This is a genomic window from Citrobacter sp. 506 (assembly GCF_050434985.1).
GTDB lineage: Bacteria > Pseudomonadota > Gammaproteobacteria > Enterobacterales > Enterobacteriaceae > Citrobacter > Citrobacter braakii.
The window spans coordinates 1,473,359-1,494,679 of the sequence record NZ_JBNDJN010000001.1 but is presented as its reverse complement, the minus strand read 5'-3'; the positions used below and the strand labels follow the sequence as shown (position 1 = coordinate 1,494,679).

Genomic DNA, 21,321 nt, shown 5'->3' with positions numbered 1-21,321 from the left:
TTACACTCCGGATTCGCGAAAATGGATGTCGCTGACCGCACGCAGTCGCTCAGCCGCTTGTTCTGCGGTCAGGTCTCGCTGGGTTTCTGCCAGCATTTCATAACCGACCATAAATTTACGCACGGTCGCGGAACGCAGCAGCGGCGGGTAAAAGTGCGCGTGCAACTGCCAGTGTTCGTTTTCTTCACCGTTAAACGGCGCGCCGTGCCAGCCCATGGAGTAGGGGAATGAGCACTGGAACAGGTTGTCGTAACGACTGGTCAGTTTTTTCAACGCCAGCGCCAGGTCAGCACGCTGCTCGTTGGTCAAATCGGTAATACGCAGCACGTGCGCTTTCGGCAGCAGCAGCGTTTCGAACGGCCACGCGGCCCAGTAAGGGACAACCGCCAGCCAGTGCTCAGTTTCAACGACCGTACGGCTGCCGTCTGCCAGTTCACGCTGGACGTAATCAACGAGCATCGGCGCGCCCTGTTCGGCGAAGTATGCTTTCTGTAGGCGATTTTCACGTTCAGCTTCGTTAGGCAAAAAGCTGTTGGCCCAAATTTGACCGTGCGGGTGCGGGTTCGAGCACCCCATCGCCGCGCCTTTATTCTCAAATACCTGCACCCAGGGATAGGTTTTCCCTAAGTCTTCGGTCTGCTCCTGCCACGTTTTTACGATTTCTGTCAGCGCAGGGACGCTGAGTTCTGGCAGCGTTTTGCTGTGATCGGGCGAGAAGCAAATTACGCGGCTGGTACCGCGCGCGCTCTGGCAACGCATCAACGGATCGTGACTGTCCGGCGCGTCCGGGGTATCGGACATCAGCGCCGCAAAATCATTGGTAAAAACATAGGTCCCGGTGTAATCCGGATTTACATCACCGGTAACGCGCGTATTGCCAGCACACAGGAAACAGTCCGGGTCATGTGCAGGCAGTACCTGCTTAGACGGGGTTTCCTGCGCCCCTTGCCACGGGCGTTTGGCGCGATGCGGTGATACGAGGATCCACTGCCCGGTGAGCGGGTTAAAACGGCGATGTGGATGATCGACAGGATTGAATTGCGTCATGATTGGTCCTTAATCCGAATATCCTTGCGGGTGGCGTGACTGCCAGTGCCAGGTGTCTTGTGCCATTTCATCCAGTGTGCGGGTCACGCGCCAGTTAAGCTCGCGATCGGCTTTGCTGGCATCTGCCCAGTAAGCTGGAAGATCGCCATCACGGCGCGGGGCGAAATGGTAATTAATGGGTTTACCGCAGGCTTTGCTGAAGGCGTTGACCACGTCCAGTACGCTGCTGCCGATGCCTGCTCCGAGGTTGTAAATATGCACACCCTGTTTGCCCGCCAGTTTTTCCATCGCGACGACGTGGCCGTCGGCGAGATCCATCACGTGGATGTAGTCGCGAACGCCGGTGCCATCTTCAGTTGGGTAGTCGTTGCCAAATATGGCAAGGGACTCGCGGCGGCCCACGGCAACTTGTGCGATGTAAGGCATCAGGTTGTTGGGAATACCTTGCGGATCTTCCCCCATATCGCCCGACGGATGAGCACCAACAGGGTTAAAGTAGCGCAGTAAGGCGATACTCCAGTCGGGGTGTGCTTTTTGCAGGTCGGTCAGGATTTGTTCTACCATCAGCTTGCTTTTGCCGTACGGACTTTGCGGCGTGCCGGTGGGGAAGCTTTCAACGTAAGGAATTTGCGGCTGATCGCCATAGACGGTTGCGGAGGAACTAAAAATGAAGTTTTTCACGTTGGCGGCGCGCATTGCATTCACCAGACGCAGGGTGCCATTGACGTTGTTGTCATAGTACTCCAACGGCTTGGCAACGGATTCTCCAACGGCTTTTAAACCCGCAAAATGAATGACCGTGTCAATGGCATGATCGTGCAGAATTTCGGTTATCAGCGCTTCGTTACGGATATCCCCTTCCACGAAGGTCGGCTGCTTGCCACCTAAACGCTCAATGACGGGCAAAACGCTGCGTTTGCTGTTGCAGAGATTGTCCAGGATCACCACCTCGTGACCGTTTTTCAACAACTGCACGCAAGTGTGGCTTCCAATGTAACCGCTACCACCTGTAACCAATACTCTCATAATTCGCTCCGTTAAGCCTATGGTATGCAATAACCATAGCATAACAAAGATGAGAAAAGTGTGACATGGAATAAATTAGTGGAATCGTTTACACTCCGTGGGTTTCACGCATTTGTAATGATTTTTCTATTTTAAATCATTATGTTGGGTTGTTATTTCGGCGTTTGTCTGAAAAAAAGCAGAAAAAAAGGGCGTGATAAACGCCCTGCAATGAAAACTAACGCAGAGATGTTAGTCGATAGGCGTAGATGTCGTTCTCGGGCACAAACTCCAGTCGATGGGTAATGCAGGCTGGGGCATCTTCGGCGTGGTGAGAGACGAACAGCAGTTGAGTTTCACCTTCACCGATTAGCACATCCACAAAACGGCGAATCAGTTGGCGATTGAGCGGATCTAACCCTTGCAAAGGCTCGTCAAGGATCAACAACGTCGGGTGTTTAACCAGCGCGCGAACAATCAGTGCCAGCCGCTGCTGTCCCCAGGAAAGACTATGAAATGGCGCATCCGCGGTACGTTTATCGAAGCCAAGGATATCCAGCCACTGTTGCACCAGCTTGTGCTGCCTGTCGGAAACGGCCTGATAGATGCCGATTGAATCAAAATAACCAGAGAGAATAACGTTGCGAACTGTGGTACTCACCCGATAATCCAGATGCAGACTGCTGCTGACGTAGCCGATGTGTTTTTTGATATCCCAGATAGTTTCACCGCTGCCACGGCGACGGCCAAACAGGGTCAGGTCGTTGCTGTAGCCCTGGGGGTGATCGCCGGTGATTAAACTGAGCAGAGTTGATTTTCCCGCTCCGTTGGGGCCGACGATTTGCCAGTGTTCCCCCGGATTTACCTGCCAGCTCAAATGGTGAAGGATAGGGCGATCGTTATACGAGACCGTGCCATCGTTAAGCACAATTCGCGGCTCGTTATCTGACAACGTACGGCGCACCGAAGGCTCGTCCGGTTCAGGTAACTGAATTCCTTCCAGCCGCTCGCTATGGGCAAGCTGAGCGATTAATGCCTGTTGCAGAAGGTCGGTTTTTGCGCCGGTTTCTGTCAGTGTGCAATCGGCAAGTACGCCAGCAAACTGCACGAATTCGGGAATCTCATCAAAGCGGTTAAGTACCAGCACCAGCGTAAAGCCGGCCCGATGCAACTCAGCGAGCAGTTCTGCTAACTGACGGCGTGACGCCACGTCCAGCCCGTCAAAGGGCTCATCAAGGATCAGTAAATCCGGCGCGGACATTAACGCCTGACAGAGCAGGGTTTTGCGTGTTTCACCGGTGGAAAGGTATTTGAAACGCCTGTTGAGCAGGGAAGAAATGCCAAACTGCTGCGCCAACGCAGCGCAGCGGGCGGGATCGTTGATCTCATCCTGGATGATTTCGGCGGTGGTGCGCCCGGTGTCGTCTTCACCGGGACTAAGAAGATCGGTGTTGTTTCGCTGCCACTCGTCGCTGACTAGCTTTTGTAGCTGCTCAAAGGAGAGTCGGGTTATACGCGTGAACTGACAGTGGCGCTCGCCTTTCAGAAGCGGCAGCTCTCCCGCCAGTGCGCGGGCCAGCGCGGATTTCCCGCTCCCGTTAGCGCCAACAAACGCCCAGCTATCACCCGCGTTTAACGTCAACGCATCTAACTGGAGCGTTTTTGTGTCGCTAAGACGAAACGTGCCTTGCGAAATTTGCAACGATGACATTTTGTATCCCATTATTTGCAGCGATTAATAACAGGGATACGTGTTCTTCAGGCTGATGTCAATCTACTCAGCACAGCGTGGCGATAATCACTCTGTCAGCATTAAACCAGGCGGTGACGTTAGCGCCTTCTTGCAGCGTTGCGGCGTCTTGGGCCGGAACGGTGGCGCACAGCGTCTGGCCGTCTGGTAACGTCATCAGCACTTCACACTGTTCCGCACCGCGTTCAATATGGCTAATCGTGCCCTGCAACTGGTTATCGGCGGCCTGAGCGATGGCGTCGTCCTGAGTGATTCCCACCCACGGCGCTTTCAGCAGAATCAGTACTTCTTTGCCTTCCTCAAGACCCAGACGCTCGCCGCTTTGCGCAGTGATCGCCACTTTCAGGCGCGTTTCGCCATCGGCCAGCAGGACGTCGACATGCTGCTGGACCTGATCGTGGTCGCGGGCGGTGATTGTGCCAAACCATTGGTTACGGGCGCTGGTTTGCAGTGAAAATCGAGAGATAGCCGCCAGCAGGCTATTGAGCGGTAGCGCATCGTCATCGCTCAAAACATCAAAGGCTTTTTGTTGGATCTGCGCCAGCAAATCATACAACTGGATTAAGCGTTGGCCGTAGCGCGTTAATACCGCGCCGCCGCCGCCTTTGCCGCCGGTGGCGCGCTCAACCAGCGTCTGCTCGCTGAGTTGGTTCATTTCGTTAATCGCATCCCAGGCGCTTTTGTAGCTAATACCTGCATCCTTCGCGCCCTGACTGATAGAGCCGGAAAGCGCAATATGCTTAAGCAGAGAAATGCGACGGGGATCGGCAAACAGTTTTTGCTGAAGTTTCAGCGTAAGAAGGATTTCGGCCTGCATCACAAGCTCCTGGCAAAAGAGGGTATTGTGACGGAAAACCGTGCCTGAGCAAAGTCGACCGCACAAAAGGGGAGTGCTTTTCTGCGTTATGTGGTTAGAATACAGCTAAGGACTACATCTGGAGTTGACCATGTTAGAGTTATTGAAAAGTCTGGTATTCGCCGTAATCATGGTACCTGTGGTAATGGCCATCATTCTGGGTCTGATTTACGGACTGGGTGAAGTGTTCAACATTTTCTCCGGTATCGGTCAAAAAGACCAGTCCAGACAGAATCATTGATTCCCCAAACGCCCGCTCAGTCGGGCGTTTATATTTTTTACGCCTTCCAACCCGTTTTCTCTGTCTACCGTTTCTCAAGATCCTGCTTTCCCTGCCGATATTTTCTTCGTGTAACCTCAAATTGGTATCAATAACCACTGGGAAAATCCTGGTTTACTCGTTATATTTGCGACTACATAACGAAACGCAAGGGAGTTACAGATGGCACGTACATGGTTACGCTTGTTTGCCGGGGCAACACTTTCTCTTACTGTTGCCGGGCATGCGCTGGCGGATGAAGGAAAAATTACTGTTTTCGCAGCGGCTTCACTGACTAACGCGATGCAGGATATTGCGACGCAATACAAAAAAGAGAAGAACGTTGATGTTGTCTCCTCTTTTGCGTCTTCTTCCACGCTGGCGCGCCAGATTGAAGCAGGCGCTCCGGCCGATCTGTTTATCTCTGCCGATCAGAAATGGATGGATTACGCAGTAGACAAAAAGTCGATTGATACCGCAACGCGTGAAACGCTGTTGGGTAACAGCCTGGTGGTTGTCGCACCGAAAGACAGTGCGCAGAAAGACTTCACCATCGACAGCAAAACCAACTGGACCCGTTTGTTAAATGGTGGGCGTCTGGCCGTTGGCGATCCGGAACATGTTCCGGCGGGCATTTATGCTAAAGAAGCGCTGCAAAAATTGGGGGCATGGGATACCCTGGCCCCGAAACTGGCACCTGCCGAAGATGTGCGCGGTGCGCTGGCGCTGGTAGAGCGTAACGAAGCGCCGCTGGGGATCGTCTATGGTTCCGATGCTGTCGCCAGCAAGGGCGTAAAAGTTGTTGCGACTTTCCCGGAAGATTCACACAAAAAAGTGGAATACCCTATCGCAATTGTTGATGGGCACAAAAACGCAACGGTCAGCGCGTTCTATGATTACCTGAAAGGACCGCAGGCTGCTGAAATCTTTAAACGTTATGGATTTACGACCAAGTAATGATACTTACCGATCCTGAATGGCAGGCCGTCATACTGAGCCTGAAAGTTTCTTCCCTGGCTGTGTTGTTTAGTCTGCCGTTTGGGATCTTCTTTGCCTGGCTGCTTGTGCGATGCAAGTTCCCGGGCAAAGCGCTGCTCGACAGCGTTCTGCATTTGCCGCTGGTACTGCCGCCGGTCGTGGTGGGCTATCTGCTGTTGGTCGCCATGGGACGCCGCGGATTCATTGGCGAATGGCTGTACGACTGGTTTGGCATTACCTTTGCCTTTAGCTGGCGCGGTGCGGTACTGGCTGCGGCGGTGATGTCTTTCCCGCTTATGGTACGGGCTATTCGTCTGGCGCTGGAAGGTGTCGATGTCAAGCTGGAGCAGGCGGCTCGTACGCTGGGCGCTGGACGTTGGCGCGTATTTGTGACGATTACGTTACCGCTGATGCTGCCCGGCATTATTGTAGGTACGGTGCTGGCGTTTGCGCGTTCCCTCGGGGAATTTGGCGCAACGATTACCTTTGTCTCCAATATTCCTGGCGAAACCCGCACTATCCCGTCGGCGATGTATACCCTGATCCAGACCCCCGGCGGCGAAAGCGCGGCGGCAAGGTTATGTATCATTTCTATTGTGTTAGCGCTGATTTCACTGCTGATTTCTGAATGGCTGGCGCGTATTAGCCGTGAACGGACGGGGCGGTAATCATGCTGGAACTTAATTTCTCCCAGACGCTGGGGACGCATTGCCTGACGCTTAACGAAACGCTGCCAGCCAGTGGGATCACCGCTATTTTTGGCGTTTCCGGCGCGGGTAAAACCTCGCTGATTAACGCCATTAGCGGCCTGACGCAGCCGCAGTCCGGGCGCATCGTGCTTAACGGACGGGTTTTGAACGACGTCGAGAACGGTATCTGTTTAACGCCCGAAAAACGCCGGGTGGGCTATGTTTTCCAGGATGCGCGCCTGTTTCCGCATTATAAAGTGCGCGGCAACCTGCGTTACGGTATGGCGAAAAGTATGGCCGGACAGTTTGATAAGCTGGTGGCCCTGTTGGGCATTGAATCGCTGCTTGACCGTCTGCCCGGCGGTCTTTCTGGCGGTGAAAAACAGCGCGTAGCCATCGGTCGGGCGCTGCTTACCGCGCCGGAACTGTTGTTGCTTGATGAACCGTTAGCCTCGCTGGATATCCCGCGTAAGCGCGAACTGTTGCCTTACCTGCAACGCCTGGCGGGTGAAATTAATATTCCGATGCTGTACGTCAGCCACTCGCTCGATGAAATCTTGCACCTGGCAGACAAAGTGATGGTGCTGGAAAACGGGCAGGTCAAAGCGTTCGGTTCGCTGGAAGATGTCTGGGGCAGCAGCGTGATGCATCCGTGGCTACCAAAGGAACAGCAAAGCAGCATTCTGAAAGTCAGCGTGCTGGAACATCATCCACATTACGCAATGACTGCACTGGCGCTTGGCGATCAGCATCTATGGGTCAATAAGCTGGATCAACCGCTGCAAACTGCGCTGCGTATTCGTATTCAGGCATCTGATGTTTCGCTGGTGCTTCAACCGCCGCAGCAGACCAGTATTCGTAACGTGCTGCGGGCGAAAGTCGCGCAGTGCTATGACGATAATGGTCAGGTGGAGGTTCAGCTTGAAGTGGGCGGTAAAACGCTGTGGGCGAGGATCAGCCCGTGGGCCAGGGATGAACTGGGTATCAAACCTGGCCTGTGGCTGTACGCGCAAATTAAAAGCGTATCGATTACCGCGTGATTACAGCAGGTGGGAGTAGATAAATTTCGCGATGCTGTCGGCGGTGTTGTCACCAATTACGATGTTGGCGCGGGCTTTGACCGCGTCGTCGGCATTACCCATCGCCACGCCGGTACCTGCGGCTTCCAGCATGCTGATATCGTTAAAGTTGTCACCAAAGGCAATGACGTTTTCCATTGACCCGCCCTGTGCTTCAATCCACTGGGTAAGGCGTCGCCCTTTGCTGTTGCCTTTACGGGCAATGTCGACCTGATCGTGCCAGGACCATTCACACTCCAGCCCCAACTGCTGTTCAACATGCTTACCAAACTGCTGCAGTTTCGGAATATCTTCGTCGGTGAGGGCAAATTTCCAGACGGCGTTAACGTCATGTGCGGCCTGCGCCAGCGAAGGTACCTGGGTGAAGGTCGGGCGCTGTTCCGGCGGCAGGGTTTGCGCCCAGTTAGCGGTACGCACCACATGCCCGGTTGGGCGCTCATACAGCATGGCCTCATCCACATACATCAGCCCGTGGATCTGATGTTCATCCAGCATTTCGATCAGCTGTAATGCCTGGTTTACCGGAAGGGGATCGGATTCCAGTACCGTTTTTGCCTGATAATCATACAAGTAGGTGCCGTTGCAGCAAATTGCAGGTGTATCCAGCGCCAGTGCCTGATAAAAAGGATGAATAGCAACGTGATGGCGACCTGTGACAATGATAAGTTGGTATCCTGCTTCTCTGGCGCGCGCGAGCGCTTCAACAGAGGATGGCAGCAAGGTTTTTTTCGGGGTCAACAGGGTACCGTCTAAATCCAGGGCAATCACGCGTGCGGTCATAGTTATTTCCAGATTAAGGTTGAGAATTTTGTCTGCTGGAATGGTACACCGAGACGGGAGCCGGACAAAATTCTGCGCCTTAATTAAGCATTCACCGTTAAAAGCGTCTACCTTAGGCGTGTGTCAGGCAATTGCAGCCACCTGCCAAAAAGCAAAGGAGTATTCATGAAGCAAACCGTTTATACCGCCAGCCCTGAAAGTCAGCAAATCCACGTCTGGAGCCTGAATCATGATGGTTCTTTGACGCTGACGCAGGTGGTTGATGTGCCGGGTCAGGTACAGCCGATGGTCGTCAGCCCGGATAAGCGCTACCTCTATGTTGGCGTGCGCCCGGAGTTTCGCGTGTTGGCTTACCGCATTGCGCCTGATGACGGTGCGCTGACCTTCGCGGCGGAGTCTGCGCTGCCGGGTAGCCCGACGCATATTTCTACCGATCATCAGGGACGTTTCGTGTTTGTCGGCTCTTATAACGCCGGGAGCGTGAGCGTCACGCGTCTGGAAGATGGCCTGCCGGTGGAACAGGTTGACGTGGTTGAAGGTCTGGACGGCTGCCACTCGGCCAACATCTCACCGGATAACCGTATCCTGTGGGTTCCGGCGTTGAAACAGGATCGTATCTGTCTGTTTGAGGTAAGCGATGATGGACATCTGGTGGCGCAGGAACCGGCAGAAGTGACCACCGTTGAAGGTGCTGGCCCGCGTCATATGACGTTCCATCCGAATAAGCAATTTGCCTACTGTGTGAATGAGCTGAACAGCTCCGTTGACGTCTGGGCGCTGAAAGATCCGTACGGCAAGATTGAGTGTGTGCAGACGCTGGATATGATGCCTGCTGATTTCACTGATACCCGTTGGGCAGCGGATATTCACATTACACCGGATGGTCGTCATCTGTACGCCTGTGACCGCACCGCCAGCCTGATTACGATCTTTAGCGTGTCTGAAGATGGCAGCGTGCTGACCAAAGAGGGTTTCCAGCCTACTGAAGTTCAGCCGCGCGGTTTTAATATCGATCACAGCGGTAAATACCTGATTGCAGCCGGGCAAAAATCGCACCATATCGCGGTGTATGAGATTGCTGGCGAGCAGGGGCTGCTGGCAGAGAAGGGGCGTTATGCTGTGGGGCAGGGCCCGATGTGGGTCGTGGTGAACGCGTACTAACGCCACCAGTCAGAACAGGAAAAGCCTGTTCAAAGATAAAAAGCGAGGTTCACATCCGTGTGAACCTCGCGGGGAAAAAATTAACTCATACGGCGCAGACGCCGCCGGTCAGCAATTAATAGCGCATCTTGTAGGCACAATTAGCCTTAAGGTATTCCTCTTCTGTTGCCCCATTAAGTTCTGCCCCGTCAGGGACTACTTCAGGGCCTTCTGAACATTTCCAGTCATATTTGCGAAGACTAACCCCGACTCCGCCCCTACCCGAACCCGTGTAATTATCCCTTGCCATGGGGGGGTCACCATGTATCTCCATATGGGCGACAGATTTAATGTCCACCTCCAGATAGTCAATATTTCTGAAATCCAAAATGCGACCGTATCCGTCGCTGTCGTTACGTTCCGGTTCATTCAAGTGGAGGTTGGATGCCTCTGGATTCATGTTTCTGAAAGAGGTAAAACCTTTCTGATAAAACGATTTCAGGATGGGGGGCGGATTCGAATTGTCCGAGTCATGCGTTGAGAGAAATTCCATCTCATAGTTTTCTGGACTCACGCTGGTATATTTCATCGCTATAATGGGGAAAGTATACTGAGCACCTGGATTACCCAGTCTAGCTTCAAACCCCATTACCTCAATAATCATATACTCCAGATTATTACTGGGGATATAGATATAGCCGCTGGGTTTACCTCCCGCAGTACCGGGGCGTTGATAACCACCACAGTATAAGGAACCCGCATCTTCGCAGAGTTCTGGATCTTGCGTATTGAACATAGCAGAAAGCTGGACATCATTATCAGGCTCAGTCGTGCGAACAAACTGACCATTAGAATCGAACACGATGTCTGCTTTGTTTTCTATGTTATTTCCGCAATCTTTAAATCCCCAATAAAACCCCCGAAAAAATCGCGTTCTCCTGCTATAATCAGTACGATATAGCGCTGGGTCGTAGCAATGAAAGTCCTCGTTCTGTGAGGGGGAACCAAACCAATCGTTTCCATTAGTCGCACCGGTGTTAGAATAAACCCAGACTAACCCTTCCAGATGCTCCGTTGATCCTATTTGATACAGTTTTTTACCATCAACGGTGTCCTCATTATCGCCATCAGCATTAGCCAAAGTAACGCTACAGGGCGCACTGGACGAAAATGGACAATTTGGCAGATTTGGTCCAATAAAAGAAAATCGCGGACGCCCCCGCTCCTGATCGATTCCCTTGGTTTTCCAGTAAACATTCACGCCTGTGGTCTGATAGCGTCCAGGCGATGGCATACCCAGACTGTTAAAATCACTCGAAACCTTAACGAGAAAATAATGTGATCCCGGCAGTTTCAGCGGTGGCTGCGGAGGCAGAAAGCCAAAATGCCCTTTGCTGTTCTCTGGCTCCTGAGTGTCGTCACTTGCCAACACACCAGGGTTAAAAAGCAGCGCTGCCGCCAGCAACCCCGCCGATAAAGCGATCCTTTTCTTTTTTTCCATTGTGTAGCTCCTTGTTATACAGCGGAAATAATCTGATATTTACCACTGCGCAACAGCACGACCTGATAGTTGCCAAACACCATACTACCTGGTGCCACGGTGCGCGTTTTGTTGTTAAACCGGATGGTAATCCGGGTTCCGCCCGGTCCCTGAGAAACCAGCACCACCCTAGGCTGAGCGTCGGATTTTTCTTCCGTGGACGCCCGCCCGGTGCGCGCCAGCAGCGGGGTGTTGTTCAGCAAGGGCTGTGGGTCGAGCGCCACGCCCCGCCAGGCAATTTCCAGATGCAGATGGGGACCAGTGCTAAAACCGCTGCTGCCGGATGCGGCGATCTCTTCGCCCGCCGTCAGCTTTTCGCCCTTACGCACCCGCGCAGAGGCGAGATGAAAATAGCGGCTCAGCCAGCCGTCTGCATGACGGAGAGTGATAAAGTATCCGGTGCCGCGACCGTAGCCGCTCTCCACCACTTCGCCGTCGGCAATTGCATGCACGCTGCTGCCGAATGGCACAGGAATATCCATCCCTTTATGCTGCATCATGCGCCCCAGCACAGGGTGCAGGCGTTGTCCAAATCCTGAGCTGATCTGGCGCTTTGCCACGGGCCAGATAAAGCGTACCGGCGCGTTATCATCAACTATCGCCGCAGCGCTGGACGATATCTTCAGGTTCTCTTCTGACCACACTTGCGCCACCTGTAATGACGGAACGAAAGCCTGCTGCCAGGCCTGCTCGCAGCTGGTCGTCGCCAGCGGCGCTATTGTCAGCCATACGCTCCATATCAGACACGACACGATCGACCTCCGTCAGAGCAGCAGTAAAAACGCGACCAGCGCGATAGCCGGACCGAACGGAATATAAAAGCGATGTTTGTCATCCTCTTGCGTATAAAAGAACCGCACGCAGACGTAAAACAGCAGCCCGGCCAGCGCCGAAAAGCAGAGTAATTCCGGCAGGCGCTGCCAGCCAAGCCATGCCCCGCAGGCGGCGTAGAGCTTGACGTCGCCGTAGCCCAGACCGTCGCGTTTGCACAACGTCTCCCACAGCTTCATCACGCCCCACAGCAGCAGCCAGGCGGCGGCGACGCCGTAAACTGCGTCCTTCACCCGCACCATGGAGTAGCCCGATGCGGCAAGCAGTAGCCCGCCCCAGAGCACGGTGAAGACCAGCGCGTCCGGCAGAATCAGATGTTTAAAATCGATAACCGCCGCGCTGTAGAGCACCATAAACAACAGCGCATATGCCAGCGCGAGCTGAGGAGACCATTGCGGCAGGTAAAACCAGGCCAGCGCCCCCCATACCAACCCCATCGCCAGTTCAGAAATCGGATAAATAACCGGGATCGCAATGCCGCACTGGCGGCATTTGCCCTTCAGTAACAGCCAACTGAGAACCGGAATATTATCCCAGGGCTTAATATCCGATTTACAGGCAGGGCAGTGCGACGGCGGCCACCACAAATTAACAGCCGCCCCTTCTGAATCATCCTCATCTATTACGCCAAGCATCAGCGGCAGACGATAAATAATCACGTTGGCTAAGCTGCCAAACAGCAATCCAAGTGGGATAAAAATAGCCACCATCCATGGCATTAATAGATCCATGATTTAATTTTCCTAAAAAGAACCGCTGGCGCCCATCGCCGCCAACTTGTCGCTGAGCGAAAACAACGCGGCAAAAACCCATATTACGCAACCGCCCAATATCAGCGTGGAGAGCGCTTTTAATAACCCGGAAAGTTTAGTGATATATTCCCGAATGTGTTCACGTGATTTATTCGATACCGCCAGCAGCACCTCATTAAACGAAGGTAGCGCGGCGTAAAGACTGATATTAAGCAGCGTTTCCGTGTTCAGTAAACCCGAGTTGAGCGCTTCTCCATAGCTGACGCCTGCCGCCATTTTCTTCTGCATCCCGGCCAGGTGCCAGCGCAGCCAGCGGCTGGAGTTCAGGTTAATAATGCTGAGCGCATCGTTGAGTGGAATGCCGTTTTTTAACATCAGCGCCAGGTTGTTGAGAAAAATAGAGGCAGTCAACTGCTTATACGTTGAGAAAGGCATAATCCGGTCAAGAAACTGATTACGAATATTCCCGGTCATTTTGCCCATTGCTATTTTGATCACGGTAACCAGCGCAATAAAACCAACGAGGATATATATCCACAGCCCTTTACACAGCGCCATCCCAAAAATATAGAGCGCGCTGGTGACGCCAGGCCATTTTTCAACCGGTACAACACTTTCAAAAGCCGGGAACACCTTATAGGCATAACCCGCAATCACCACCAGCGACAGGACCAGCATAATGAGCGGGAAGGTGATGGCACCGACGATTTTCTTGCGCAGCTCGTCGTTATAATTAATCACGTTTACCAGGGTGATAAAGCCGTCGGCCAGGCTGCCGCTGCGCTCCGCCGCGTTAATCACGCTCAGTTCAGATTCAGGGACCAGCCCCTCGAAAACCATCGCAATGGAGGTGGTTTTCGCCATTTTCGCAGTTAGCTCTTCCAGACGTTTAGCAAATCCTTTGCCGAGCAGTTTTTCCCCTTCCGCGCGTAATTTTTGCAACGCGTCATATAGCGGAAGTTCAGCGTTAATCATGTCTGCGCAAAACTGATAAAGATAAATACGCTGTTTCTTACCGAATTTTTTCAACTATTACCTCCAGCTCTTCCTGAACGACTTGCCCAAATTCCATTTGAAACCAGGTCGCGCACACGCGTCCCTGAAGTACCGCCGCCATCGTTTTTTCTTTAATTTCGAATCCTTCGCTCAGGCCGGTCTGTTTTAATCGCTTCGCGCGCCAGACGGTATAAACTTTAAGCCACTTCTGTTCAGCAATGGCCTCCAGCTCGTCATACACTGGCAGCAAATACTCCATCACCAACTGGCGTCCGCCAATACCGGTGTGTTTGCAGGCCGGACAGCCTTCAGCGTTTTTTTCATAAAGCTGGAACTCGCGTCCCTTAATGGCGGTGGTCTGTAACGACGTTTTACACTGCGGGCACAGTACCGGTATTAGCTTCTGGCACTGTAAGCCCGCAATAAAGCCCGGCGTTGAAAGCTTATCGCTGGTAATACCGAGCGCGGATAAGCGTTGCAATAACGAAACGATGTTGCCTGCGTGCACGGTGGTAAAGCAGTAGTGACCACTTTCCACCGCCCCGGCCAGCGCGTTAGAAGAGATATTGTCGCGAATTTCCCCCACCATCAGTACGTCCGGGTCGCGACGCAGCGAGGATTTGATCGCCGAATGGAATCCTCCGGATTCGCCGCTTAATACCGAACTTTGCGTCGCGCCATAGATCTGATATTCGACCGGATCTTCTACGGTCAGAAAACAGCCGCGATTGTCGTAGCGGTTGATCTGCATCCACTCCATCAGATTTTTCAGGGTGGTGGATTTTCCCGAACCGGTTGTTCCGGCAATAATATATGCGCCGTAGGGGTTACTCAGGATCCTTTTGAGGTCGCTAATTTCCTCATCGGAAACGCCAAGCTTATCCAGGCTCGCGACGCTGGCTCTGTCCAGACCCGATGGAATAATACGCAATACCGCGTGATAGCAATCGCTGGTCTCGCCAAATATCGGATAGTGCGCATAGCGGAAGCGGTAGCTTTTCCCCGCCAGCGAATAGAGGATATTGGCGTTTTGCGCAATATTGCGGTTCCAGGTGGTGTCGCGGGTGCTTGCCTCAACGTTGTAGAGCACGAACACCAGCTCATCGCAGCGTGACGCCTTCATCTGTATAAACGGACAAAGCACGCCGTTAATGCGCAGCTCAATATTCGCCACCATATCATTACGGGTGATATGCAGGTCGCTGGCCTTTAACCCCACGGCCTTTTTCAGCATCTCTTCCAGCGCAAGCTGTGTGTTACTGCTTTCCTGCTCAAGCAGCTTACTTCCCGCCGACAGCAGTTGTTCAACGATCAGGTAATAATTTTTCTCAGTAACCTGCGCTATTCCCTTAACCTGAATATTATGGGAAACCTGCAGGCGGTGGCACACCGCCTGCATTGGCGCCAGATTATCAATCAAAGGCGTGGATACCAGTAACCAGGCTTCATCCGCATGCTCAGCAACCAGAATATCGCCGTCATACTCCTGGAATTGCCACTCCTGAGAATGAATGTTCTCCTCGTTAAACTGGATATAATCGATCACTTACCCACAACCTCGACCGTCACGTCATTTGCTTTGTTATGACGCGCAATATAGTCATAACCGCCGTAGCTAAAACGCTGATTCAGCGGCACCATCTTCACGCCGCCGTCGGCGCCGGCAATCGCCACGCGTTTTTGACCCGCGATTTCGGAAATCAGCAGCGGCCGCAGCCCTGGCGCAGATTCTGACGTTGCTCCTGGGGAAGCGCTAATATCATCCATTGTGCTGGCGGTGCTCATCGGCATAACCGCTGCGCTATCCGCCTTTTTCTCACCGCGCAGCTTACGCAGCTCGCTGCGGACTTTTTCCAGCGCAAGCTGATTCGCCAGCTCGCGGTACTGGCTCTCGAAGTTGAAATCTTTTTCTATCATCTCAACAACGTGATCCTGCATCGGCGATACGTCGCTTAACGGCGGCGTGCCTTCCGCTTGCACAACCTGCTGCGTGGGGATGATTTCTGCCGTATCTGCGGCGTAAAGAGCAGGTGAAAGCGTCAACACTATTCCCGCAATGATTAATTTCCCTTTTTGCATGCCAGTCCTCCGGTAACGAGCGTTGAGTTTTCATTGAATACGATTGATTTGATAATAAACGCGTCGGCAAAGGGTTGTTTATTCAACACCAACGACACGCCTGAGAAATCCATTTTGGTCGGTGAGGTGATCGTCCAACCGGCGAACAGCATGCCGAATGACGTTACCGCACTTTTCAGCGCGCTTTCATTTTGCCCGACGGCAGAGGAGGGCATCCCCGTTAATACCAGTTCGGTATTTCGTCCGCCTAATGAGTTCCAGGTGCTGATATAACTTAATACATCGGTACAGACCGGCAGATTGACCGTGTTTTTACTCTGCCACGCGATGAGCCATGGGTGTTTATTCATCCCGGACTCAATGCCCGTATAGTCCAGCGTGTTTTTTGAAAAACTGGGCGACCAGGTTTTGCCCCAGAGATTAATATCGGCCACGCTAAATATCCGTCCTGGATTTAGCGCATAGCTGAGTGAACAGCCCGTACTGGTACATTCAATACTTTTTGGCGCAAAGCCCACCTGCGACAGTTTTTTATTCGCCAGCAAGAGCTGCTCCAGCAGCAGGCTGGCATCAGAAATGCTGCCGCCCGTGAGCGAGTTGCGATAAAAATCTTCGATAGCTTTGATTTTTTGCTGGCGGGCAGCCTGTTCAGCCTGGACTCTGGCCAATCGTTCCTGCTCCGGTTTCCAGATAAAATAGTAATAGCCCGCCCCGCCGCCGCCAGCTAATAAAATCAGTAGCGTAACGACCCAGACGATAATATTACCTCCTCGCCCGGTAGAACCGCCCCCTATAATATTACGACGTTTCCAGAAATAGATATTTTCAGAGACCGCCACGTTCTCATCCTTTTATAAATAATTTCAGCAGTGTCATAAACACCAGTAAAAATACGATGCCGCCTGCTAACAGAGCGCCGATCATCATCTGTCGCCGTTTTTTCTGCCGCCGCTGATGTTCAGTACAGCCTTCAATCACCGCCTCAAAGTGCTGTTCCGTTAACTGAATTAACGGTAGATCCGCATACTGTGGCGATTCTTTCAGTTGCTCTTTCAGCTTCATCCAGAAGCGTCTGGAGACCAGACGATCGCTGCCCGAAACGGGAGCACCGTGCGAGATAATCAGGAAATAGTAGCTTTCCGCCTGCTCATAGTAATAAATACCGTTACCGTACAGGGCTTTCATCCACAGAGCGAAAGGCTCATATAAGGTGGAGTGTTTAGTACAGAAACCCGTAACCATTTCCCCTTCATCCGACAAGATCGTTAACTGGCGATGGGTTCGCCGTATATGTGCCAGCCAGTCAAGATAATAAGGTTCGTGAGAGGTGGGCTCGTAGCTCCAGACCAGATCAATTAATACCCGATTTTCTGATAAGTGCTTAAGCATGATGCCCTCATCGGGTCTGCGTTGGGGCACGGTAATTATCAATACCGACTACCATCACCACGGTTTCGACATGTTCGTTGTTGGTAACTGAGCCTGCCAGCACCGACCATCCCTGACCGTCAGAATCCTCTTTCGCTTCGTATTTGCTGACCAGCAACAGGCTACCCGGCGTAATTGTGGAAATGTTAAACATTTCCGTCGTGCTTACCGACGGCAACTGAACTTCATCAAAGGTATCGATTGAGTTGAGGTAGCGCTTGGTAAAGCCGCTGGCCACTTCAATTCGCCCGTCGGTTAAGATACGCGGGGTAAGAATAAAGCTGGTGCCGGTGACCAGTTCCGTGGTTTCCACCTCCGTACTGACGTCTCCTGTATTGGAATCTTGTTCCCTGGTTCGGCTGGAGACATAATATTGCGACGTGGTCATGTTGAGCGGAATAGGGATGTTATTACGGGTAATAAACGAACCGCTCTGGATCACCTTACTGCCGGTGAGTTCGTACAGGGCATCCAACTGAGAGCTGATATTCATATGCTGATTGGTCCAGCCTGCGGTTAAGCCGCCGGAGAGCTTCATCAGCATTTCTGAGCTGTCGATACCAAAAGAGGAGGTTCCGTCGTTGAAGGTCATATTGACCCCACCGCCCAGCTCTTTCGTTTTGCGCTTATCAAGGGTAAATATTTTGTAAGTCACGACAAATTGACGGGTATTATCCGCCTGGAATTTCTTCAGTGACTCATTCAGCGCGTGATATTCCGAAGGACGCGCGGTGATCGTCAGAATCGAGGCGTCTTTGAAAATACTGTAAACGCCGCTGGAGACGAATTTATCCGCCATATCCTCAACGTCGTCCCAGAAGCTGGATTCAAATTTAGTTTCGGCTTTGCCTTTCAGACCGCCGCCGGAAGTGGCTTCATTACCGGACAGATCGAGACTGGTCTCAAACTTGTTGTCTTCGCCGTAAAAATCGAGCTTCAGCACATAGTTCTGGAAATAAGAGACGACCAGTACGCCGTTGTTATCCAGCAGCGGATTCACGTCATACAGCGCGGAAATATAGCGGGTAAATTCCTCAAACGTTCCGTTGAATTTAACGCTACGGAACTCCGGTTCCCCCGCATCCGATTTTCCACCGGGAACGGAAGTATTAATACGGTAGCTAATACCGGTTTGCGCGGTCACCGCCTCAAGAATTGTCGCCAGATCGGTAGGCTCGTAAGACTGAATACTCACTTGCTTACGCAGCAGCGCCTGTTTACGGGAGTTATATTCAACCTTTTTTCCCAGATAGGGCTCGTTATATTTCATATAACCGGTCGTTTTCATTTCATCCGCAGTGGTCGGGTTGCCGGTTTCCTGCGGGACAATACTTTTATCGTACTTGGTATCAATAGACGTACAACCCTGAAGAGCCAGCGTCAACGCCAGAAGCGAAACTTTAATTTTCATAGCATTATTCCCTTGCTTAATTACTGCTCATCAATGATCAGTACGTTATTCGCCTGGTAGTCTTTTATCACCAGCCCGTAGTTTTCTGACGTAAATACTTGTCCAAGCTTAACCAGCACATCCTGTGTTGATTTACCCTGCAAATGAATTGCCTTGTAAATAACAAAATCAGTTGAGCTGTTCCAGAGCAACTTATAGCCATTTTGCTGCGCCCATTTTGAGAGCTGCTGGCTTAATAACTCCTCTTCCAGTAAATCAATTTTTATTTCCACCACTGGCGCACTGACAGGCGCGACGCTTTTCACCGTATCATCTCCGGAAAAGGGATTTCGCGGCGTGGTTGTACTTTCTTTCACTGGCGTGGTGGTTAACATCCCTGCGTCAATTTTTTGCCCGGCTGGCGCGCTGGCGGCAAAACTTCCCTGGCTGCCTAATAATGCGGACACGGCAGCCCCAATTATCCATGTTTTTTTCATCTTACTCTTCCAATGATTAATAGGTGTTTCTTTCATGGTCCGGAATCTTAAGTTCATCACCGTTTTCTTTATAAAATTTAAGATCGTTATCTTCCGCAACAAGAGAATGGAGCACATACTTATTCGGCTCCGCCTCAGTCCAGGCGTAACCTTCGGATGAAATCATTCCCCCCTGCGGGATTGTGCTGCACCACTGGTTAATTACCACCGAGAGAGACTGTGGGTTTATTTTATTCACATCTTTTTTGCCACCTGGGGTAATTGTTGCCGACGCGGCGCTGATTAACCAGAAGGGCTCGTCCAGATTATTACCTGTGCCTTTAAACCATTTCTCCGCGATCCAGTCTTCAAAGATTCCGTTTACGTTCACTTTATCCGGGACGTTGGCAGAGACAATATCTTTGTTCACCACGATGTTGGCCTGGATCGCCACAGCGGCTACCGCGCCCACAGGTTTCGGATCGTTCTGACTCTTGTAGCTATTCGTCCGGGTTGCCCCCTGCTGGGTATAGTCGAAATAGCCACCGGTTTTGTTTGCCCCATCATCCTCATCTGCCGCGACAGATGATATGGCGACCGACAGGCGGGGATAGAGGCTACGCAGCTTGGTTTTACGGTCTTTATCGATACCGGTTACTTTAGGACACGTTTGCAACGGTAAACGAATCACGCCCGGCTCACTTAAGAGCTTGTTGTAATTTGTACTATCATTTGCGGCTGTATAAACAGGATCAGCTCCTGTCGGACCTTTACCCTGCGGGTAATCGTTTTTGAATGACTGATAAAAGGTGGTGGTGGGCGTCACCAGCTCATACTGACCATGGAAAGCATCTGCAAATTGATTAGGTAAGCTACTGGTATCATCATCATCCTGGATACCGTTTTTAAGCCTGTCAGCATCAGTTCCATTGTAAGCCACATACCATTTTTCCGGATGCTTGCGCGAGGTATTTTCCATCACGATATTGGCGTACAGCGTGCCGGTGGTGCCTTTGAGCGAGCTCGGCGAAGCAGGATCCACTTCGCTACCGTCTGTTTTATCCGCGCTGGTACGCAGATGCAGAATGCGATCGTCCGGATTATACGGCGTGCCGTCTGGATTAAGCCTGCCATCCGGGTTGACGCCGTTGCTGTTCATTGCCGCCAGGCACAGCGTGCTCTTGTTTTGCTCTCTGCTCCAGCACATCGCCGGTTCGTTTTTATCTTTGTCCGTTGCATCGCTGCTGGTAATCAGTAGGCGGTCTTCATCAATCGCCGTAATACACGGTCCGGCTTCGCCTTTGGCATCGTTCCAGCACAGCTTGGCAGCCGGAACAGAACCATCGGCAGTAATATCTTCACTGTTTTTGTCTAAGCTTAAGCGAATGCCGTAACGTTTATTTGCATCGAGCCTGTCCAGATTATTGGGAACGTCCCCCATCTGCAGCGGTTGGTCTGCGGCCGTTGTTACCAGGTTAAAATTACCGCTATTGTTGACTTCAAACACCACCGCCTGCAGATAACCGAGATCGACGCTTTTCAGCGCTTTTTCCAGCGGCTTAATAAATCCGGCAAAATGGAGACCTTCGTTCTCGGCATCTGTCTGGTAGACGAGATAGAAGTCGACACGTTCAATGCCCAACCCGCTGGTGCGACTGTTGTTGACGAAGTCCACGCGTTCCAGCACTAACTCCAGCGATTCGGCGCCAGGGCGCAGTTCACACGGCAGCATAGACTCCGTAAGCTTGAAGGGCAGTTTCCCTTTCTCATTATTGCCATTTCTACATTCGCTACCCAGAAACAGATAGCGAGAACCCCGGGTGGGCGATACATCGGTTTGCGTTGACACAGCAGCAGACCAGCCGGAATAAAAATTATTATCATCCCTGTCGGGTGAATCCTGTAATGTCCTGTTAGTGACGCGGTTATCATAATTCGCGATATTGACGTGAGTATTTTTTCCGTACAGTGGGTTGGCTTGTTGTGCGCTATTTGTGGTAGCCAGTTTGTCTTGTGCCACAAATCGCATCACGCCGGAAATATCTCGGGCGATCATATCAGCGACAATCAGTTGGTGACTTTGCTGGGCTTCTTTTCGTTTATAATTGGCATAAGTCATCAGGCACATGCCGATAATGGCAAGCACAACAATCATTTCAAGAAGGGTGACGCCTGCCTGACGGCCGTGAGCATTCGTGCTGTGCTTACTTATCATTTATAAAGTCCATTTAGAAGGACTGCCCTCT

General features: G+C 52.0%; 21 protein-coding genes. 5 read left to right on the top strand and 16 right to left on the bottom strand.

The annotated features are described in order from the left end of the window. From galT to modE, 4 genes are all read right to left on the bottom strand, one after another. Positions 1-1,047 (bottom strand): galactose-1-phosphate uridylyltransferase, encoded by a 1,047-nt coding sequence (gene galT / locus ABIE10_RS07405; protein ID WP_016156021.1) that lies wholly within the window; start codon positions 1,045-1,047, stop codon positions 1-3. A 9-nt stretch (positions 1,048-1,056) separates the two neighbouring features. Next, positions 1,057-2,073, bottom strand: a complete 1,017-nt coding sequence (galE, locus tag ABIE10_RS07400) for a UDP-glucose 4-epimerase GalE (protein ID WP_016152323.1) — start codon at positions 2,071-2,073, stop codon at positions 1,057-1,059. 217 nt (positions 2,074-2,290) lie between these two features. Then, positions 2,291-3,763, bottom strand: a complete 1,473-nt coding sequence (gene modF, locus ABIE10_RS07395; RefSeq protein WP_429155166.1) for a molybdate ABC transporter ATP-binding protein ModF — start codon at positions 3,761-3,763, stop codon at positions 2,291-2,293. A 67-nt stretch (positions 3,764-3,830) separates the two neighbouring features. Continuing rightward, the gene (gene modE / locus ABIE10_RS07390; RefSeq protein WP_016152325.1) at positions 3,831-4,619 is read right to left on the bottom strand and encodes a molybdenum-dependent transcriptional regulator; all 789 of its coding nucleotides are present in this window, start codon (positions 4,617-4,619) and stop codon (positions 3,831-3,833) included. Positions 4,620-4,749: 130 nt separating this feature from the next. Between modE and ABIE10_RS07385 the strand changes: the two genes are divergently transcribed. The 4 genes from ABIE10_RS07385 (at position 4,750) to modC (ending at position 7,624) form a co-directional block, all read left to right on the top strand. Further along, positions 4,750-4,899, top strand: a complete 150-nt coding sequence (locus ABIE10_RS07385) for an AcrZ family multidrug efflux pump-associated protein (protein ID WP_003023026.1) — start codon at positions 4,750-4,752, stop codon at positions 4,897-4,899. Between the two features lie 201 nt (positions 4,900-5,100). Then, on the top strand, positions 5,101-5,874 hold the full coding sequence (modA, locus tag ABIE10_RS07380) for a molybdate ABC transporter substrate-binding protein (protein ID WP_016152326.1): 774 nt from the start codon (positions 5,101-5,103) through the stop codon (positions 5,872-5,874). Beyond that, positions 5,874-6,563, top strand: a complete 690-nt coding sequence (modB, locus tag ABIE10_RS07375) for a molybdate ABC transporter permease subunit (RefSeq protein WP_016152327.1) — start codon at positions 5,874-5,876, stop codon at positions 6,561-6,563. The genes modA and modB overlap by 1 nt, the downstream gene beginning before the upstream one ends. A 2-nt stretch (positions 6,564-6,565) precedes the next feature. Further along, complete coding sequence (gene modC, locus ABIE10_RS07370; RefSeq protein WP_200051433.1) at positions 6,566-7,624, top strand: molybdenum ABC transporter ATP-binding protein ModC; 1,059 nt, start codon at positions 6,566-6,568, stop codon at positions 7,622-7,624. Here the strand turns inward: modC and ABIE10_RS07365 are convergent, their stop codons facing one another. After that, on the bottom strand, positions 7,625-8,443 hold the full coding sequence (locus tag ABIE10_RS07365) for a pyridoxal phosphatase (protein WP_410394487.1): 819 nt from the start codon (positions 8,441-8,443) through the stop codon (positions 7,625-7,627). 165 nt (positions 8,444-8,608) lie between these two features. On the opposite strand from ABIE10_RS07365, the gene pgl reads away from it, so the two are divergent. Continuing rightward, complete coding sequence (gene pgl / locus ABIE10_RS07360) at positions 8,609-9,604, top strand: 6-phosphogluconolactonase (protein ID WP_016156024.1); 996 nt, start codon at positions 8,609-8,611, stop codon at positions 9,602-9,604. 115 nt (positions 9,605-9,719) lie between these two features. Here the strand turns inward: pgl and ABIE10_RS07355 are convergent, their stop codons facing one another. From ABIE10_RS07355 to ABIE10_RS07305, 11 genes are read right to left on the bottom strand one after another with little or no spacing between them, the layout of a single operon-like run. Then, positions 9,720-11,084 carry a hypothetical protein gene (locus ABIE10_RS07355; RefSeq protein ID WP_200079508.1) on the bottom strand — a complete coding sequence of 455 codons (1,365 nt, stop codon included), beginning with the start codon at positions 11,082-11,084 and terminating at the stop codon, positions 9,720-9,722. Between the two features lie 14 nt (positions 11,085-11,098). Continuing rightward, positions 11,099-11,875, bottom strand: coding sequence for a M23 family metallopeptidase (locus ABIE10_RS07350; protein ID WP_410399678.1), 777 nt, complete (start codon positions 11,873-11,875; stop codon positions 11,099-11,101). Between the two features lie 12 nt (positions 11,876-11,887). Next, complete coding sequence (locus ABIE10_RS07345; RefSeq protein WP_047497801.1) at positions 11,888-12,685, bottom strand: prepilin peptidase; 798 nt, start codon at positions 12,683-12,685, stop codon at positions 11,888-11,890. 12 nt (positions 12,686-12,697) lie between these two features. After that, positions 12,698-13,735 (bottom strand): type II secretion system F family protein, encoded by a 1,038-nt coding sequence (locus ABIE10_RS07340; RefSeq protein ID WP_047497804.1) that lies wholly within the window; start codon positions 13,733-13,735, stop codon positions 12,698-12,700. Continuing rightward, positions 13,719-15,248, bottom strand: a complete 1,530-nt coding sequence (locus ABIE10_RS07335; RefSeq protein WP_047497808.1) for an ATPase, T2SS/T4P/T4SS family — start codon at positions 15,246-15,248, stop codon at positions 13,719-13,721. Before ABIE10_RS07335 ends, ABIE10_RS07340 begins: the two co-directional genes overlap by 17 nt. Further along, positions 15,245-15,781, bottom strand: coding sequence for a hypothetical protein (locus ABIE10_RS07330; RefSeq protein WP_429155159.1), 537 nt, complete (start codon positions 15,779-15,781; stop codon positions 15,245-15,247). Before ABIE10_RS07330 ends, ABIE10_RS07335 begins: the two co-directional genes overlap by 4 nt. Further along, the gene (locus ABIE10_RS07325) at positions 15,763-16,620 is read right to left on the bottom strand and encodes a hypothetical protein (RefSeq protein ID WP_153690591.1); all 858 of its coding nucleotides are present in this window, start codon (positions 16,618-16,620) and stop codon (positions 15,763-15,765) included. The genes ABIE10_RS07330 and ABIE10_RS07325 overlap by 19 nt, the downstream gene beginning before the upstream one ends. A 4-nt stretch (positions 16,621-16,624) precedes the next feature. Continuing rightward, a complete protein-coding gene (locus ABIE10_RS07320) occupies positions 16,625-17,170 on the bottom strand; it encodes a hypothetical protein (protein ID WP_153690590.1) in 546 nt (181 codons plus the stop codon). Positions 17,171-17,177: 7 nt separating this feature from the next. Beyond that, positions 17,178-18,620 (bottom strand): type II and III secretion system protein, encoded by a 1,443-nt coding sequence (locus tag ABIE10_RS07315; RefSeq protein WP_047497825.1) that lies wholly within the window; start codon positions 18,618-18,620, stop codon positions 17,178-17,180. Between the two features lie 20 nt (positions 18,621-18,640). Beyond that, positions 18,641-19,096: a TcpQ domain-containing protein gene (locus ABIE10_RS07310; protein WP_019076325.1), complete on the bottom strand. Its 456-nt coding sequence runs from the start codon at positions 19,094-19,096 to the stop codon at positions 18,641-18,643. Positions 19,097-19,112: 16 nt separating this feature from the next. Further along, positions 19,113-21,290: a type II secretion system protein gene (locus ABIE10_RS07305; RefSeq protein ID WP_153690589.1), complete on the bottom strand. Its 2,178-nt coding sequence runs from the start codon at positions 21,288-21,290 to the stop codon at positions 19,113-19,115. Between the last annotated feature and the right edge of the window lie 31 nt (positions 21,291-21,321).

Coding starts and splice junctions, on each gene's coding strand:
- galT (WP_016156021.1), bottom strand. CDS start 1,047: ATGACGCAATTCAATCCTGTCGATCATCCACATCGCCGTTTTAACCCG.
- galE (WP_016152323.1), bottom strand. CDS start 2,073: ATGAGAGTATTGGTTACAGGTGGTAGCGGTTACATTGGAAGCCACACT.
- modF (WP_429155166.1), bottom strand. CDS start 3,763: ATGTCATCGTTGCAAATTTCGCAAGGCACGTTTCGTCTTAGCGACACA.
- modE (WP_016152325.1), bottom strand. CDS start 4,619: ATGCAGGCCGAAATCCTTCTTACGCTGAAACTTCAGCAAAAACTGTTT.
- ABIE10_RS07385 (WP_003023026.1), top strand. CDS start 4,750: ATGTTAGAGTTATTGAAAAGTCTGGTATTCGCCGTAATCATGGTACCT.
- modA (WP_016152326.1), top strand. CDS start 5,101: ATGGCACGTACATGGTTACGCTTGTTTGCCGGGGCAACACTTTCTCTT.
- modB (WP_016152327.1), top strand. CDS start 5,874: ATGATACTTACCGATCCTGAATGGCAGGCCGTCATACTGAGCCTGAAA.
- modC (WP_200051433.1), top strand. CDS start 6,566: ATGCTGGAACTTAATTTCTCCCAGACGCTGGGGACGCATTGCCTGACG.
- ABIE10_RS07365 (WP_410394487.1), bottom strand. CDS start 8,443: ATGACCGCACGCGTGATTGCCCTGGATTTAGACGGTACCCTGTTGACC.
- pgl (WP_016156024.1), top strand. CDS start 8,609: ATGAAGCAAACCGTTTATACCGCCAGCCCTGAAAGTCAGCAAATCCAC.
- ABIE10_RS07355 (WP_200079508.1), bottom strand. CDS start 11,084: ATGGAAAAAAAGAAAAGGATCGCTTTATCGGCGGGGTTGCTGGCGGCA.
- ABIE10_RS07345 (WP_047497801.1), bottom strand. CDS start 12,685: ATGGATCTATTAATGCCATGGATGGTGGCTATTTTTATCCCACTTGGA.
- ABIE10_RS07330 (WP_429155159.1), bottom strand. CDS start 15,781: ATGCAAAAAGGGAAATTAATCATTGCGGGAATAGTGTTGACGCTTTCA.
- ABIE10_RS07320 (WP_153690590.1), bottom strand. CDS start 17,170: ATGCTTAAGCACTTATCAGAAAATCGGGTATTAATTGATCTGGTCTGG.
- ABIE10_RS07315 (WP_047497825.1), bottom strand. CDS start 18,620: ATGAAAATTAAAGTTTCGCTTCTGGCGTTGACGCTGGCTCTTCAGGGT.
- ABIE10_RS07310 (WP_019076325.1), bottom strand. CDS start 19,096: ATGAAAAAAACATGGATAATTGGGGCTGCCGTGTCCGCATTATTAGGC.
- ABIE10_RS07305 (WP_153690589.1), bottom strand. CDS start 21,290: ATGATAAGTAAGCACAGCACGAATGCTCACGGCCGTCAGGCAGGCGTC.